Origin of the sequence: Kitasatospora sp. NPDC092286 (genome assembly GCF_044755565.1) — a bacterium.
In the GTDB taxonomy this organism is placed as follows: Bacteria; Actinomycetota; Actinomycetes; order Streptomycetales; family Streptomycetaceae; genus Kitasatospora.
The window spans coordinates 16,035-29,499 of the sequence record NZ_JBIVRD010000024.1 but is presented as its reverse complement, the minus strand read 5'-3'; the positions used below and the strand labels follow the sequence as shown (position 1 = coordinate 29,499).

Here is a 13,465-nt window from a genome sequence, read left to right as displayed (position 1 = left end):
GAGCGAGCAGAAAAGAGAACCCCCATGATGCACAGGCATCATGGGGGTTCTCTTCACGGTGGGACGAGTGCAGTTGCGAGGCTCGGCCGTCGACGATGGCGAAGATCGGCACAAGCACGATGACCAGGACGATGAACACGCCAGCCTCTGCGAGGTACAGGTCACTCGAACTGGAAGTCCGGCTCGTTCGTGGATGGTGTGCCGAAACTTCCGATCGAGCGCTGTCGGGGTCGCGGGTCCCTCGCGATCGGCTCGCGCTGCGCAGCCAGCTCGGCGAGCGTGAAGCCCACGGGGCGACCCAGACGCTGGCCGGCCATGTAGTAGGCCTGCCCATTCGCGCGTTCGCCCAGGGCGATGATCTCGCGAGTGACGGGCTCGCCCGGGCGCTGGGGCGCGCGCTCCCGCCAGACGATCCGGTGCGAGGGCTTTGCACCCGGATCTGCGCCGACGTACGTGGTCTCGCAATCGGAGAGGTCGGGATAACTGGACAGGTATTCCAGCGGGTGCGTACTTGGCGCGCCCTGCTTGATCCGTCCCAGCTGATTGAGAGCCACCCGCAGGAGCCGGTCTTCCGGTCCTTGGGGGTGCATCACCGCAGCGTCATGGAGCGCCTGGAGGTCCTGCTTGAGACCGGTCGTCGGCAGGAAGCGGATGGGAGGCTGATGCTCACTCATCACGCTTCTCCTGCTGGACAGCACGATGCTCATCCGCCCACTGCTGACCGAGCGGGCCAAGGCTCTCGGCGAGCTCTTCGACGGTCATGCCCGCCTCGCCGGTGGCGTCGGACTCCTGGATGCGGCGGGAGAGCTCGGCCTGGAAAGCACCCTCAGTACGGACGTGGGCCGCGTGGTCGTACTTCATTAGGCGCACGAACGCGGCGAAGGGGATGATCACTGCCTCGGGCTTGTTGTGGTCTCCGAAGATCAGCGGGGTGATCTGGCCGCGGCGAAAGGTGTTCAGCACCGTGGCGAGGTCCTCGCGCCTGAGCTGGTTGGCCGGGACGACATTGACGGGGAACCTCGGGAGGTCGGCGTCGGGAGTGCTGCTGTCGTGAGCATTGCTGTTGTGAGTCATTCCTTCAGTCTACTCATCCGGGAATAGCTTGTTGTCGACTCGAATGCGACGGTTCTCGCCGAGTCGATATGGGCGGCAATTGATGGATCGCTCCATCTCCGATAGGCGGGCCGGGCAGGAGAAAGAGGAGACCGTGCTGCGACTTCGCGCCGTGCGAGGCCGGAGCGCGGGTCCTGTTGGATGGGCGGTCGCGGCTTCAGAAGTTCCCCTCGTCGACCTGCAGGCAGACGATGCCGAGTGAGCGCCACAGGGCCACCACTCGGTCACGGTCGTCCAGGGCCAGGAGGACGTCGTAGGCGTCACGAATGTGGGCGTTGAACAGCTCGTGCTTGACCGCGTGGTCAGGCGCCTGTCCCCCTGGCCACGCATCAGCAGCAGGGAATCGTCAGCCCACTCCCCCAGGTGCCGGCCCAGCCAGCGCCGGGTCGCAGCGCGGACGCTGTACCCCCGGTCGTCACGCTCGGGCCGGCCAGAGCAGAAGATGATCTGGTGACCAGCGTTCCACAGCGCGTTCACAGTATCGATGACCGGCGGGTTGGGCAGATCCCGGACCACCAGGCTGTAGTCGTGATGGCCCCGCAGCAGTGTGCCGTCGGGCAGCACATGCTTGGCGGCCATCCCGTCGATGTCGACGATGACGGCCCGGGGCCGCGAGGGCGTCTCCATGGCCGTGCGTGCGTTCATGGCTGGCGTTCCCCTCGTCGTCGAGGCTGGTGCTTCAGTCGGCCTCCGGAGGGGGGCTTGGAGGGACTCGGGGACGAAGTCGCCGACCATGGGGGCACGAATGAGCCCGCCGTCCTGGACGATCCAGTCGGAGCGGCCGGCCAGGGTGTGATTGTCGGCATCGAACAGCTCGTCGGGCACGACGTTTTCAGGCACCGGTGGACTTCCCTCCGCTGGCAACGGGCTCCGGCAGCGCCGGGGCACCGAATGGCGGGGCTTCGATGGAGGGCGCGGCACCCGTCACCCGGACGACCTCCAGGACGTGGGCCTCGATGTCGGCGCGGGCCTGGGCGACGACCTGTTCACCAGCCTCCACCAGCGAGTCGACGGCGAACTGGGCGTTGCTGCCCACATGGGCGACGGCGTTCTCGAGCGCGTTGAGCGCTTCCTTGGTGGCCCTCACGCCCTTTTTCGCGTGGATCGCGTCGTGCAGCGCCGCCGTGGCCTCCTTGACGCGGACGTACATCCGGTCGGTGACCTCCCGGACCTCCCGCAGGTTCTCGGCGGTGCGGGGCTGGTGCGGGATCTCGGGCAGGAAGGCGTCGCGCTCAGTACTCCGGATGGTCACCGGCACGCCACTGCCGAGACCCATGGAGGACACGAGCGAGCCCCACTGTGCGAGGCTCATCTCGATCTCCACGAGCTCCCGGCCCGGATGGACCCAGTCGTGGTTGAGGTCACGCCCTCGCGTGGCCTCGCGGACGAAGAGCGAGACGGTCTCGTTGTGGAGCAGGTCGGACTGGAACAGCGAACGGCCTGATCCATGACTGCGCGTCACGACCGCAACGCCGAAGGCGGGGTGGACTTCATCGCCGCTCGCCGTGTCAATCACTGGGGCCTGAACCGGACGGGAGCTCATGCCGGCACCGCCTCGGGGGTCTCGACCTGCTGGGCATGATGCTCTCGGTAGAGCCGCAGGGCCAGGTCGATGCGGTAGCAGGTGAAGATGCCGCCCATGCCAGCGCCCCAGAACGACGAGTCGCGCAGCGGTCGCAGGGGGGCGCGCGGTCGTGCGGGCTTGAGGTCGATTCGCTCGGTCATGCTCACTCCTCGGTGGTGAATTCGATGACGATGGCGTCGTCGCGGACGTGAAAGCGGAGGACATCTCCGGGGATCGGCTCAGTACGGGCGAGGTCGTGCGTCTCCCGGTAAGCGTCGGCGGCCACGGCCCACGCTTTGCTGATCTCTTCCGCTGCGGCGCCCCAAGGCTCGGGGGCGGGGATGATCCAGCGGTACACACTGGTGGTGACCGTCTCGAACGTGTAGTCAGCCACGAGACACCGCTACCTCGGACGGGGCTTCCACGATCACGTCAATGTGGGTGAGGTGGATGCCGCCCGGGTAGCCCTCGACGGACACCACGGGGTCGCCGTGGCCGAGCGTCCAATCCGGAGTACGCGTGACGGTCGTCAGGGCGCGGCACAGGTCCGCGTCAGCCTCTTCCAGGAATCGACCGTCCGCCTGCCGCTTCCGGACCGCGGCCGCGAGCGGGTCCTCCGGGCGGACACCGGGATACGCGACCGCCGGCGTGCCGATCGGGTGCAGGGCGTTCCACTGCTCGGCGTTCACGGGTTGTCCTCCTCGTTGTCGGCTGGTGGCCGGTGCGGAATGTCGACGCCTTCGCCCAGGGCAGGCTTGCTGTAGGAGTCAAGGACTGCTTGCCACTTGCGCCGGAAGCGGACGGCCTGGACGAGCGACCACGCGGTGGTCATGATCTGCGCGCACACCAGGCCCGTCATCGGCGACGGTGTCTCGCCCGCGGCCGCGAACCAGATGCCGGTCACGGCCAGGGTTCCAGCCACGCCGCTCAGGAAAGCTTGGGCGAGCAGCCGGAGGGGCGAGAAGCGCGTCACGACGGTGCCTCACCAGTCACCGGGACATCGCAGTGGCCAGCCGAGAGGTGGGGATCCGCGTCGACGTACATGGCCAGGAAGCTGTCGTCGAGCGGATCGACGGCGTGCTTCTCGGCGAACTCAGCCTGGTATTGCCGGGGATCGCGACCTCCGGGGTGGCTGCGCACCTTGCCGATGGTGTCGGCGATCCATGCGAGGGTGTGTTCACCGGGCCAGTCCGGGGAGGTGCCGAGGCCGAGCGCGATCGCGTCGACTACGTCGGTGTCGGTGAGGGGCGTATGGTTCCCGCCGCCGTTCGCACGCGAGAGGGGCAACTCGTGGTGCGGGATGAAGCCCATGGCCACCAGCACGCTCTCGGGCAACTTGTAGGCGTTCCAGATCGCGCTGGTCGCATCCGCGGGGCTGCCGCCTGTGGAGAGTCCGCCGGAAATGTAGATCCTGTAGTCGGCGACGGTGAGGAAGGTCGTCTCTCGGGAATCGAGGGCCTTTTCGAGGTTGTCGATGACGGCGCGACCAGCGCGCCGGGCGTACTCGATGAGTGCTGCACCGTCCTCGCCGACGAGGTTGAACTCGCCGTGGAGACCCGTCAGCAGCCCCTCCAGCTCGATCTGGGGGTCGTCGAAGCTGAAGAGTGCGGGATCCTCGATCTGCTCAAGCACCTGGCGGCCGCGGTCGAAGTTCGGTGGCTCGGTACGTTCGGCCGGGTAGGCGATGGTGGCGATGAGCATGCTCGCGCTCATGATGATCTGCTCCTTCAAGTTCGTGCCTTGGGTCAACCGGAAGCCGGCCCAGGGCCGGGTCGTCAGCTGGTCCTCTTCGGCTTCGGGACGCGGCAGGGGCCAGGACCTTCACAGCAGGTGGCCTCACCGGGGTTGTCCCACTGACAGGTCGGACAGCGCCAGAGAACGCCGGCAGCCAACGCCGCCTCGCGGATTGCCTGCTCCTGGCGGTCATCGGCGGCGTTGAGCAGCTTGCTCAGCAGATCCCGCTTGGGGGTGCCCTCTGCACTGTCGTCCAGCACCACGGCGTCTTCGACCTCCACGCGCAGCGGTACAGTGCCGTCGGGACGGACCAGCCGGTCTTCCGCGGAGTCGAGGTGCACGGAGACCCTGACGGTGCCGGCATCGTGGTCAAGGTAGGCAAAGACCAGGACACCGTCGACCTCAACGCACGGGAGGCCGTTGTTGTCTATCTGCGGGTGGAAGGTGGCGTCCCGGTTCGCCTGCTCGCTCGCATCCTTGTCGGGGAAGCGGTAGTCGAGCGGAACGACACGGGTCCGCCCGCGCCTGGCGATGTCCTCGGCGTAGAGGTTGAATCCCTCGTCCGGGCGGCTGTTGCGCTCGGAGCCATAGTAGAGCCGCACAGCCTCGCGGTCGTTCGTGGGCGGCTGGTCGGGGACGCCTTCCTCGCCAACGAGGTTGTCCCAGACCCCGCGGATGTACTCGGCAAGATCGGCCAGTCCGGAGTCCTCGTCCGCATGGAGTGTCATCTCGTTCTCGTGGCGATCCCAGCGGCGCAGCACCCATGCCTGTCCTGCCAGGCGCGGCCTGATGAAGGTCACTACTTCGGGGTGGGAAGGCTGCTGGTCAGTGTGCTCGGCGAGTATGGCATCGCGTGCGCGGTTGAGGGTGTCCTGCTGATGCTCGGAAAGATCGCTGGGGTCGATCTCCTCCCACAGCTCCACAGCGGTCTTCACGAGGCACTCGATGTCCAGCGGGTTGAAGTGTGCAGCAATCACGAGGTTCTCCTTGAGGGGGCCCAGCTCCAGCGCTGACGATCGCCCCTGCTCATCACGAGAAGAGCGACGTGATCGTCAGGGTTCTGGGGCGGTCTGGGCGGGTGGGTAAAGGGGCTACAGGCGCCTGAGTGCTCGGCACCCAACCTGCAGTCGTACGGGATCGGTCGCTTACGGCCCCTGCGGCAGACGCGGGGACTCATGACAAGCTCCAGGGGGAGCAGCCTGGGATTCGTGAACCCGACGTCCTAGGCTGGCCTTTACACGCCTCAGCACGCGGGTTCCGGCGGATCAGCGCTTCAGAGATCGCGAACTGCCGGGGGATGGCCATCAGTCGCTCTCCTTTGCGGTGTTGCGCAGTTGGAGTGCGCCGTCGGGCTGATGCGGGCAGCTGAACGTGGAGTCTTCGAGTCCGAGAGCCTGGCGGGCAAGGGCGAGCAGGCTGTCCAGGTCCGGGCCCACTGCCGGGCGGATGGGCCGCTTGCGCAGCACGGGCACGTCCAGATCGACGCCCAGCAGTTGGCCAGCGTGCTCCGGGTCGGTCTTCACACGGTACGAGCTGGGTGTGATCCACCATGCATCGAATGCGTCGGCGGGACGTCCGGCACGCGGTCCGTGGCCCGCTTCGGCAACCCCCGGCAGGCCCGACGACGCGGGCGTGGCCCGGTAGCGGGTGGCCTCCCCCGACAACATCGGACAGGCACGCACGCTGTACGCGAGGCATTCCGGGTGCATGCCGGGCTCACCGGTGTACCCGACTCGTATATCGGCAGGCCGCACCGCGAGACAGATCCGCTCATCGAAGCTCTGCCCGCAGACCTGGCAGCGTCGTTCGGCCAATGCCCGTTCGCGCCGGTCTTTGTCGAGCGCCCCGAACAGGTACCGGCCGCCAGCATGCAGCGTGATCCACGGGACGACCAGGCCGCCCAGGGTTGGGCGGCCCGCGCACCGTATCGGCACCGGCAGCTGTGTGGTCATCGGTCGTCTCCTTGCGCGTCACGTGGGTGGGGTGGGCCGCCGTCCTTGCCTGGCCAGTCGTGGGGCCATGGCACGCCACACCAGCAGCGGCGGGTCTCCTGGTCGAAAGGCGGCGCCTCGCGGGTGGACAGCTCGCGGTTGTCGCGGAAGCGGACCCGCCGCCACTCGGGGTGGTCAGTACCTCTTGCGCCGGCGCGCGAGACGCCAGCGGTAGAGGGGGCTCGGCACGCGGTTGGACTTCCGCCGGTTGTGCCGGCGGCAGAGCAACTGGCCGTTCCACAGTTCAGTCGGCCCGCCACGGCTCCAGGGGTGTACGTGATCGGCCTCAGTCCCCGGTATCGGGCACCGGAACCAAAGGGGCGGCTTGTGCTCGCACCTGTCGTTGGTCTGGCGGATGAGCTGCTGCTTCTGGGACCAGGTGAAAAGCCGGGTGGGGTCCCGCCGGCGCCGCTTACGGCCAACGCCGATGGCGAGGCACAGGATGCCGAGCGCAGCGACGGCCAGGCAGACGAGCAGCACAGTCGGATCTGGTTGCATGGCGTTCAATGCGGGTCGTTGCCGAAGGGGGTCAGCTCACGCCTGGTCGCCCAGAACAGGTCCTCGGAGTCGATGACCGTGACGAGACGGGCCGTGCCGAGGCAAAGGTTGGCCCTTCGGGGCTCACGATGCTCTGCTCCGGGGTCGGGCTCGGAAACGATGCGGTACTTGAGCATGGTCGAAGGCTGCTTTCTGTACAGGAACGCGTGAGCCGGACAGCGAACCGCCGAGGAGACCGGAGTGGCTCCTCGACGGTTCGGATGGGGGGCGTCCTCAGAAGTCGATGGAATACTTCGGGGGACGGCACAGGGTCACCGCGGCGGCACGCAGGTCCCTCTCGTCGTCGGGCGACCTGTCGTCCTCGTCACGGAGGTCGGTGAGCGTGAAGGCACCATCCGGGAGCAGGTAGCCGTCCTCGGACGGGACTGCGTCGCGCATGCGGAACTGCAACCCGGTGCCGGTGTCCCAGTCGTTGATGGTCTGCGGGCTGTCGCTGTTGAACAGATCGACACGACCGTCGAAGACGTCGGTGTCGCCGTTCTTCCAGGTGATGTGGGCCTCGATCCGCGAGCTGGCGTGTTCGCTGCGCTTGATGTTCAGGTCACCGATCACCTCAGCGAACGACTCGCCCAGGCGCAGCTCGAAGGCGATCGCCCGCAGGTGGTCGAAGTTGATGTCGTACTTCCGGGAGAAGTCGACGATCTCGGCCACCTGCTTCTCGGCTACTCCGGGCACCTGGTCGCGCAGGTAGGTGGCGACCGTGTCGGGCTCGGGGTAGGCGAAGCGCATGTGGTAGTGGAAGCGGCCGGGGCGGTTGAGCATGTAGTCGTTGACGCGGTGCAGCTCGTTGACCGACAGGACGTAGAGGCGCTTCGTCGTGCTCAGCCCGTCGAACAGGCTCAGAAACTGGTTCTGCGACTCGTCGTCCTCGTTGGAGAAGATCTTTTCGAACTCGTCGAAGACGACGACGACTTCGCCCAGCTCGTCGAGGAACGCGGCCAGCCCCGGCGTGTTGTGCTGCACGAGCACGGTGGGCAGGTGGTGTTCCTCGCGCATACGCTCGGCGAGCAGGCGGAGCATGAGGCTCTTGCCCATGCCCTTGTCGCCGGAGAGGATGACACCGAGCGAGCGGTCCATGGCGGAGTAGCCGGTGACGATCCGCTGTACACGGGAGGCGTGGCTGCCGTAGACGGTCTCTTCGGCGGATGTCAGCGACTCCGTCTGGCGCAGGCTGTAGCCGGCCACCTGAGAGAAGGAGATCGCGTAGGTGGCCACGGGCAGATCGGCGAAGGTCTGCACGGAGTCTCCGTAGAGGCGGAACTCCCCGCGGGAGGCGACGATCGTGGATGCGGGCATGAAGACTTCTCGCTTTCGCAGGCGTAAGTGGGTGGAGATGGCAGCGGGGCAGCGACACTCAGCGGATCGGAAGCACGCCGCCGTCCGGCCGGTAGACGCCCTCGTTCTCATTGAGCGCGGGCTTGGTGCGGGTGACGGTTGTCGACATCAGGAGCGTTGCGACAAGCGCGGCCGGGTGCTGCTCGTCGGGACCAACTTCCGCACTCTGTCGGGGTGGTGAAGCTGTTACGACTGCTGCGCGCTGAGCGTGCGGTCGATCTGCTCCACTCGGGCGCTCAGGCGGACGGCAGTACGGCGGACATCGTCGACGGCGTCGCGTAGAACCTCCTCCAGTGCCTGCCTCATGCTGTAACCGTCGCGCTCGTTCGCGACGGCGCAGGCCGTGCCCGCATCGATGCCTTCCAGCGTCACCGTGCCGGTGAAAAGGACGTCGTGACGGTCGCTCTCCAGCAGCTCGTAGTAGGACCGGACGTCCTCGGGGGTGGCGCGGCGCACCTGGAGCGCGACGGTGTAGCCCTCATGGAGGAAGCGGGCGGTGCCGTCGAGGTCGAGGCGGAAGCCCGAGTCGGCGGGGGCGCCGAGCTGCAGCAGTTCCATTCGGGACCTCCCAGTGTGGTGGCGCCGCCCCCTGCCGGTCGGTGCGGGCCGAACGCGGCAGGACTCGGCGGCGAGCAGCCGGCAGGACCGCAGATGGTCAGTACTTACTGATCGTTTCAAAATGAGTTCAGCTCAGGGGCTTGGCAGTTGATGTGTTCGGGCGGCAGAGTGCTCCACGTGTCGGATGATCTTGTGCCTGATGACCTGTGGGAGCGGGTGGCTCCGCTGCTGCCGCCACGTCCGCCGCGACGCCACCGCTACCCCGGCCGGCTCCCCGCGGACGACCGTGCTGCTCTGCGCGGCATCGTGTACGTGCTGTGCAAGAGCGTGAGCTGGCGGGACGTACCTGCCGAGCGGACCGGCTGCAGCGGGATCACAGCCTGGCGGCGCCTGCGGGACTGGACCGAGGCCGGTGTGTGGCCGCGTCTGCACGAGGCCCTGCTCGCCGAGCTGCGGGCGGCGGGGCTGCTGGAGATGGACGACGCCGCCATCGACGGCTCGCACGTCAGGGCCCTGAAAGGGGGGCTCACACCGGACCTTCGCCGGTCGATCGGGCCCGCCCGGGCAGCAAGCACCACCTGATCGTCGACCGGTACGGCACCCCGCTCGCCGTCACACTGACCGGCGGCAACCGGCACGACGTCACCCAGCTCCTACCACTGCTGGACGCCATCCCACCGATTCGGGGCCTGCGCGGCCGGCCCCGACGACGCCCCCGAAGACTGTTCGCCGACCGCGGCTACGACTACGACAAGTACCGCCGCATCCTCCGCCGCCGCGGAATCACCCCGAAGATCGCCCGCCGGGGCGTCGCCCACGGCTCCGGACTCGGCAAGACACGTTGGGTGGTCGAGCGGACCTTCGCCTGGCTCCACCAGTTCAAGCGCCTGCGGATCCGCTACGAGATACGCGCCGACCTCCACCTCGGCCTGCTCCAACTCGCCTGCAGCATCATCTGCCTGCGAAAGCTCCGAACCTCATTCTGAAACGATCAGTTACGGGGTCGGGTGGTCATCAACTGCTCCCGCCGGGCTGGGTGGCGAGCGGACAGTCGTTCTCGTGTCGGCTGACGGTCAGACCGTCTCGACTGTGACAGCGGCAGCGGGCGGGCTGGGTCTCTATGACGTAGCCGGTGCGGCGGGGCTGACCGTCGCGGGTGGTCGCGCTGGCGTGAAGCTTGTTCACCTTGATGGAGCGGGGCCGAACCTCCCGCCCTTCGTCAGTGAGAGTGACGACTTGGACCTTGCCAGCGGTCCAGCGACTGAGGTTAAACCGGTTGGGTTCGGCGGTGACCTTGATGCGGATGTGTCGCTCAAGCGGGTCGGCCCTGTTGGGGCAAACGGCTCGGTAGATCTGGCCGGGCTGGATGGTCATCGGCGTTCTCCGTTTCGGTTGGTTCGGGCCCATGACGTCCTGTGGGAGCTCGGCGGCCCCGTCGGATGGTATGGCTACGAGGGGTGAGAGGAGGCACCATGCCTACGGTGAAGCGGATCGCGGGGCGGCCGTCAGGCGTGATGTCCGGGGCGGCGAAGTTCTGAACGGTGGTGTCCGTGAGGAGGAACCCGCCCTTCGGCAGTTGGAGGCCCTGGGGCGGGTGTTCTCGACGAGCGAGACACCCGCCCCTGCGGCATGAGGTGGCGGCGGTTGGTCAGACGGCCGCGGTGACCGCGGAGCGGTCGTCGGCGCTGCTGGGAGCAGCGCTGTCGTTGTCGTCCAGGAGATCCGGATCGATGCCGAGGGCGCGAGCGGCGTTCCTCTTGTCGCGCTCGGTCAGAGCCGTCACGATCTGCTCGTAGCTGCTCTGGATCGGGGGGTTCTTCACGGTGCCGTAGCCGAGTACGTACTGGCTCCTCATGGCACGGGTGAAGGCGACGTAGAACATCCGCTTGGTGTCTTGGGTCATCTTCGTGTCCTCCCTGTAGAGGACGACAGTGTTGTCGAATTCGAGGCCCTTGGCGCCGTGGATCGTCGAAACGATCAGGTCGGCCTTGGACTCGAGGTTCTTCCGCTTGCGTTCCTGGTTCTTCTGCTTGTTGATGTTCAGCTTCTGCTGGTTCCGCTGAATCTCGAAGGAGAGGAGGTTGTCGCGCAGCCGATCGAAGAATGCCTCGTGCGTGAGCGTGCCCTGGTGGCAGAGCGTGACCCAGCCGTTGATGGTCGTGCTGTTCTCGATCCACCACTCGGAGATCGTGCGCAGGATCGCCTTCGCAACGTTGGCGTTGGCAGCGTTCTTCGTCAGCTTGTCCATGTTGTCCTTGATCCCCTGGGAGACCACGAACGCGGCGTTGGTCGGCGGTGCCTGCAGGACGTCGTTCCAGAAGAACTTGATGTACTTGGAGAAGATGTCCGTGGCGTAGACGCGGTCGCTGACCAGAGAGGCGACGCGACGGTGCGGGTAGCGCTTTTCGAGCACATCCTGGATCAGGGACACTTCGGCGCGCGAGAAGGCCAGGAAGGCCACCTGCTCGCCCCGGTCCAGGCACTTGCCCACGTAGTCGGGGATGACCGTGTTGCGCACGATCGCCGGCAGGTCCTGGGTGACGAACCCAGTGAGCCTGGCCACCTCGCGGTACTCCAGAATGACCTTCTCCTGGAACGAGTCCGCCGTAGGCATTGCGAGCGAGTTCGCCTGCAGTTGGATGTTGGCGATCTGGTTGGTCTCCAGTCCGCCGAGCACGACGTTCGCGAAGTCCAGGATCTCCTGGTTGCTCCGGTAGTTCGTCGTGAGCTTGAAGGTCGCGAAGACCCCTGAGCCCTCCAGTGTGTTGAGCGCGCGTGGGTTCGCTGAGCGGAACTCGTACAGCGTCTGCGAGGCATCGCCGACGATGAACAGGGACTGAGCGTGCTTGGTGATGTACTTCAGTACGTAGATGAACTCGAACACGCTGTTGTCCTGTACCTCGTCGATGATGAGGTACTTCGACTGCACGTGGGCCGGCTCGGCCATGTCGTCGATCTTCTGGTAGCAGATGATGATCTGCAGCTCCAGCGACGTCTGCTCGATGCGGTCGAGAAGGGATATCACCTCGTCGAAGTAGCTCTCGACGAAGGTGTTCAGGGCCGTGAAGGCACCGGTCCTGTTCTGGTCGAGCTCCAGCAGGCGGTGGCGGAACGTCGCCGCGAACTGGCTGTTCGGGTAGAAGATGTCGATCGAGTTGATGATGGTGTCGATGGCCGAGACCTTGTGCCGCGGGTGGTTCATCGAGTAGATGTCAATGATCATCTTGGCGATCGTCATCGAGCCGACGTCCGGGTTCTTCTCCGTGATGTTGTCGGCCGCGGCGTTGGTGAACGACAGCACCGTGATGTCCGAGGCGGGGACCCCGCAGATTTCGAGGTACTTGATGCGCTCGAGGATCACGGTCGACTTGCCGGTTCCGGCTCCCGCCTGCGTCATCACCAGCGGCTCGTGCGTGGTGAGCGCGTCGAGCTGCTGCTTGGACAGGTGGGCCGGCAGTGCCGGAGGCGTGGCCGGCTGCGCGGGTACGACCAGCTGGGCCTTCATCTGCTCCAGGTGGTCGAGCGTGTGGTTCATCAGCAGGCTGAGGTTCTGCTTCGACAGCTGCGTGGCGACCCGGTCGGAGAAGGTCGCGTCGATCTGCTTGTGGATCTGGCGGTATGCCTCCAGTGGGGCGTTGTAGTTCTCCAGGTAGCGCAGCTGGATGGCGAGCATGTTCAGCTGCTGTTCCGTCGGGCTCGCGGGCATGTCCTGGATGTAGCGGCAGACCTCGTCGGCGATCGTCTCGGAGTCCCAGATCTGGGCCAGGCGCGTGATGCGCTCGTAGATCGGGTACTGGCGCATCCACTCGTCGAACTCATCGTCGAGGTTGGAGGCGGTCAGGCCGGCGGATGTGAGCACGTCCTGGACGTAGTCGCGAGCGTTGTCCAGCGGGCTGGTGTCCCACTGGAGGAAGACGGAGGCGTTGTGGTTGCCGTAGCCGGCCGCGCGTGCGACCGCGGTGGCGCGCTCGGGCTCGGAGAGCCCCTTTTTGAAGAAGTACAGCTCCATCCGGTACTGGATGACGAGGTCGCGCGTGGACGTGCCGCCGGACTTGTCCTCGTAGAACACGAGCGCCTGCGGGGTCATGTCGAAGGCGACGTTCCAGTCGTCGAATTGGTTGGACGAGGTGTCGACAGCGAAGCGGTCGTCGGCGTGTGGGGTCGGCAGGGTGAAGGACCCGCCTGCGTTCAGAGCGCGGCGCGTGATCGGTGCGAGCGGGATCGATGTCGTGGTGATGTCGTGCTGCGTCGAGCTCTGCTTGACCTCGATGTCGGTGGCCTTGGCGTAGGCGGTGTTGGTGGCAGTGTTGATCGGCAGCAGGGACTCGTTGAGCAGGCCGAGCTTCTTTCCGTTGCCGGTGAGCTTCGAGGAGAAGAACTTCGGGTCGACGGCCTTCTGGGCAACGGCATTGGCCGAGAGATCGAGGTCATCAAGCAGGACAGGCATGTCGTTGCCTTTCTTCGATGGTTCGAGAGGCGGATTGAGAGAGCTTGAATCGCTTCGCGCAGCAATTCCGACAAGAGGTAGACAGTCAGTCCAATACTCAAAGGCGAACGGATGCACCGCGACAGGGCTGGATCCCGGGGGCAGGTACGAACACGGGCGGGGCTC

Annotated in this window: 18 protein-coding genes; 1 reads left to right on the top strand and 17 read right to left on the bottom strand. The window is 66.3% G+C overall.

What is annotated here, in order from left to right:
* Window positions 1-161: 161 nt before the first annotated feature.
* The 15 genes from ACIQIB_RS23710 to ACIQIB_RS23640 form a co-directional block, all read right to left on the bottom strand.
* The gene (locus ACIQIB_RS23710; protein ID WP_400760385.1) at window positions 162-674 is read right to left on the bottom strand and encodes a hypothetical protein; all 513 of its coding nucleotides are present in this window, start codon (window positions 672-674) and stop codon (window positions 162-164) included.
* The gene (locus tag ACIQIB_RS23705) at window positions 667-1,074 is read right to left on the bottom strand and encodes a hypothetical protein (RefSeq protein ID WP_400760383.1); all 408 of its coding nucleotides are present in this window, start codon (window positions 1,072-1,074) and stop codon (window positions 667-669) included. Before ACIQIB_RS23705 ends, ACIQIB_RS23710 begins: the two co-directional genes overlap by 8 nt.
* 9 nt (window positions 1,075-1,083) lie before the next feature.
* Window positions 1,084-1,953, bottom strand: a complete 870-nt coding sequence (locus tag ACIQIB_RS23700; protein ID WP_400760380.1) for a hypothetical protein — start codon at window positions 1,951-1,953, stop codon at window positions 1,084-1,086.
* Window positions 1,946-2,575 carry a hypothetical protein gene (locus tag ACIQIB_RS23695; protein WP_400760378.1) on the bottom strand — a complete coding sequence of 210 codons (630 nt, stop codon included), beginning with the start codon at window positions 2,573-2,575 and terminating at the stop codon, window positions 1,946-1,948. Before ACIQIB_RS23695 ends, ACIQIB_RS23700 begins: the two co-directional genes overlap by 8 nt.
* Before the next feature lie 77 nt (window positions 2,576-2,652).
* The gene (locus ACIQIB_RS23690) at window positions 2,653-2,838 is read right to left on the bottom strand and encodes a hypothetical protein (protein WP_400760375.1); all 186 of its coding nucleotides are present in this window, start codon (window positions 2,836-2,838) and stop codon (window positions 2,653-2,655) included.
* Between the two features lie 2 nt (window positions 2,839-2,840).
* Entirely contained in the window at window positions 2,841-3,071 is a 231-nt protein-coding gene (locus ACIQIB_RS23685) for a hypothetical protein (protein WP_400760372.1), read from the bottom strand.
* Window positions 3,064-3,366, bottom strand: coding sequence for a hypothetical protein (locus ACIQIB_RS23680; protein WP_400760370.1), 303 nt, complete (start codon window positions 3,364-3,366; stop codon window positions 3,064-3,066). The genes ACIQIB_RS23685 and ACIQIB_RS23680 overlap by 8 nt, the downstream gene beginning before the upstream one ends.
* Window positions 3,363-3,650, bottom strand: a complete 288-nt coding sequence (locus ACIQIB_RS23675; protein ID WP_400760368.1) for a hypothetical protein — start codon at window positions 3,648-3,650, stop codon at window positions 3,363-3,365. Before ACIQIB_RS23675 ends, ACIQIB_RS23680 begins: the two co-directional genes overlap by 4 nt.
* Window positions 3,647-4,390 (bottom strand): hypothetical protein, encoded by a 744-nt coding sequence (locus ACIQIB_RS23670; protein WP_400760366.1) that lies wholly within the window; start codon window positions 4,388-4,390, stop codon window positions 3,647-3,649. Before ACIQIB_RS23670 ends, ACIQIB_RS23675 begins: the two co-directional genes overlap by 4 nt.
* A gap of 62 nt (window positions 4,391-4,452) precedes the next feature.
* Window positions 4,453-5,388 (bottom strand): hypothetical protein, encoded by a 936-nt coding sequence (locus tag ACIQIB_RS23665; RefSeq protein ID WP_400760364.1) that lies wholly within the window; start codon window positions 5,386-5,388, stop codon window positions 4,453-4,455.
* A gap of 327 nt (window positions 5,389-5,715) precedes the next feature.
* Window positions 5,716-6,363 (bottom strand): cell envelope biogenesis protein OmpA, encoded by a 648-nt coding sequence (locus tag ACIQIB_RS23660; protein ID WP_400760362.1) that lies wholly within the window; start codon window positions 6,361-6,363, stop codon window positions 5,716-5,718.
* A 174-nt stretch (window positions 6,364-6,537) separates the two neighbouring features.
* On the bottom strand, window positions 6,538-6,900 hold the full coding sequence (locus ACIQIB_RS23655) for an HNH endonuclease (protein ID WP_400760517.1): 363 nt from the start codon (window positions 6,898-6,900) through the stop codon (window positions 6,538-6,540).
* A 5-nt stretch (window positions 6,901-6,905) separates the two neighbouring features.
* Window positions 6,906-7,076: a hypothetical protein gene (locus ACIQIB_RS23650; RefSeq protein WP_400760361.1), complete on the bottom strand. Its 171-nt coding sequence runs from the start codon at window positions 7,074-7,076 to the stop codon at window positions 6,906-6,908.
* Between the two features lie 97 nt (window positions 7,077-7,173).
* Complete coding sequence (locus ACIQIB_RS23645; protein ID WP_400760359.1) at window positions 7,174-8,256, bottom strand: AAA family ATPase; 1,083 nt, start codon at window positions 8,254-8,256, stop codon at window positions 7,174-7,176.
* Window positions 8,257-8,481: 225 nt separating this feature from the next.
* Window positions 8,482-8,853 carry a hypothetical protein gene (locus ACIQIB_RS23640; protein ID WP_400760356.1) on the bottom strand — a complete coding sequence of 124 codons (372 nt, stop codon included), beginning with the start codon at window positions 8,851-8,853 and terminating at the stop codon, window positions 8,482-8,484.
* A gap of 177 nt (window positions 8,854-9,030) precedes the next feature.
* Between ACIQIB_RS23640 and ACIQIB_RS23635 the strand changes: the two genes are divergently transcribed.
* Window positions 9,031-9,839 (top strand): IS5 family transposase gene (locus tag ACIQIB_RS23635; protein ID WP_400760354.1). Its coding sequence is split into 2 segments (ribosomal slippage): window positions 9,031-9,370 and window positions 9,370-9,839, totalling 810 coding nucleotides; the frame shifts between segments, so codons are not numbered across the junction.
* Between the two features lie 28 nt (window positions 9,840-9,867).
* On the opposite strand, the gene ACIQIB_RS23630 is transcribed toward ACIQIB_RS23635, so the two are convergent.
* Together ACIQIB_RS23630 and ACIQIB_RS23625 are read right to left on the bottom strand one after the other, a co-directional pair.
* Window positions 9,868-10,227 (bottom strand): hypothetical protein, encoded by a 360-nt coding sequence (locus ACIQIB_RS23630; protein ID WP_400760351.1) that lies wholly within the window; start codon window positions 10,225-10,227, stop codon window positions 9,868-9,870.
* Between the two features lie 274 nt (window positions 10,228-10,501).
* Window positions 10,502-13,300: a UvrD-helicase domain-containing protein gene (locus ACIQIB_RS23625; protein ID WP_400760348.1), complete on the bottom strand. Its 2,799-nt coding sequence runs from the start codon at window positions 13,298-13,300 to the stop codon at window positions 10,502-10,504.
* Between the last annotated feature and the right edge of the window lie 165 nt (window positions 13,301-13,465).

Excerpts from the sequence above, each read along its gene's own strand:
- ACIQIB_RS23710 (WP_400760385.1), bottom strand. The coding sequence starts at position 674 with ATGAGTGAGCATCAGCCTCCCATCCGCTTCCTGCCGACGACCGGTCTC.
- ACIQIB_RS23660 (WP_400760362.1), bottom strand. The coding sequence starts at position 6,363 with ATGACCACACAGCTGCCGGTGCCGATACGGTGCGCGGGCCGCCCAACC.
- ACIQIB_RS23630 (WP_400760351.1), bottom strand. The coding sequence starts at position 10,227 with ATGACCATCCAGCCCGGCCAGATCTACCGAGCCGTTTGCCCCAACAGG.
- ACIQIB_RS23640 (WP_400760356.1), bottom strand. The coding sequence starts at position 8,853 with ATGGAACTGCTGCAGCTCGGCGCCCCCGCCGACTCGGGCTTCCGCCTC.
- ACIQIB_RS23625 (WP_400760348.1), bottom strand. The coding sequence starts at position 13,300 with ATGCCTGTCCTGCTTGATGACCTCGATCTCTCGGCCAATGCCGTTGCC.
- ACIQIB_RS23650 (WP_400760361.1), bottom strand. The coding sequence starts at position 7,076 with ATGCTCAAGTACCGCATCGTTTCCGAGCCCGACCCCGGAGCAGAGCAT.
- ACIQIB_RS23645 (WP_400760359.1), bottom strand. The coding sequence starts at position 8,256 with ATGCCCGCATCCACGATCGTCGCCTCCCGCGGGGAGTTCCGCCTCTAC.
- ACIQIB_RS23690 (WP_400760375.1), bottom strand. The coding sequence starts at position 2,838 with ATGACCGAGCGAATCGACCTCAAGCCCGCACGACCGCGCGCCCCCCTG.
- ACIQIB_RS23705 (WP_400760383.1), bottom strand. The coding sequence starts at position 1,074 with ATGACTCACAACAGCAATGCTCACGACAGCAGCACTCCCGACGCCGAC.
- ACIQIB_RS23670 (WP_400760366.1), bottom strand. The coding sequence starts at position 4,390 with ATGAGCGCGAGCATGCTCATCGCCACCATCGCCTACCCGGCCGAACGT.
- ACIQIB_RS23655 (WP_400760517.1), bottom strand. The coding sequence starts at position 6,900 with ATGCAACCAGATCCGACTGTGCTGCTCGTCTGCCTGGCCGTCGCTGCG.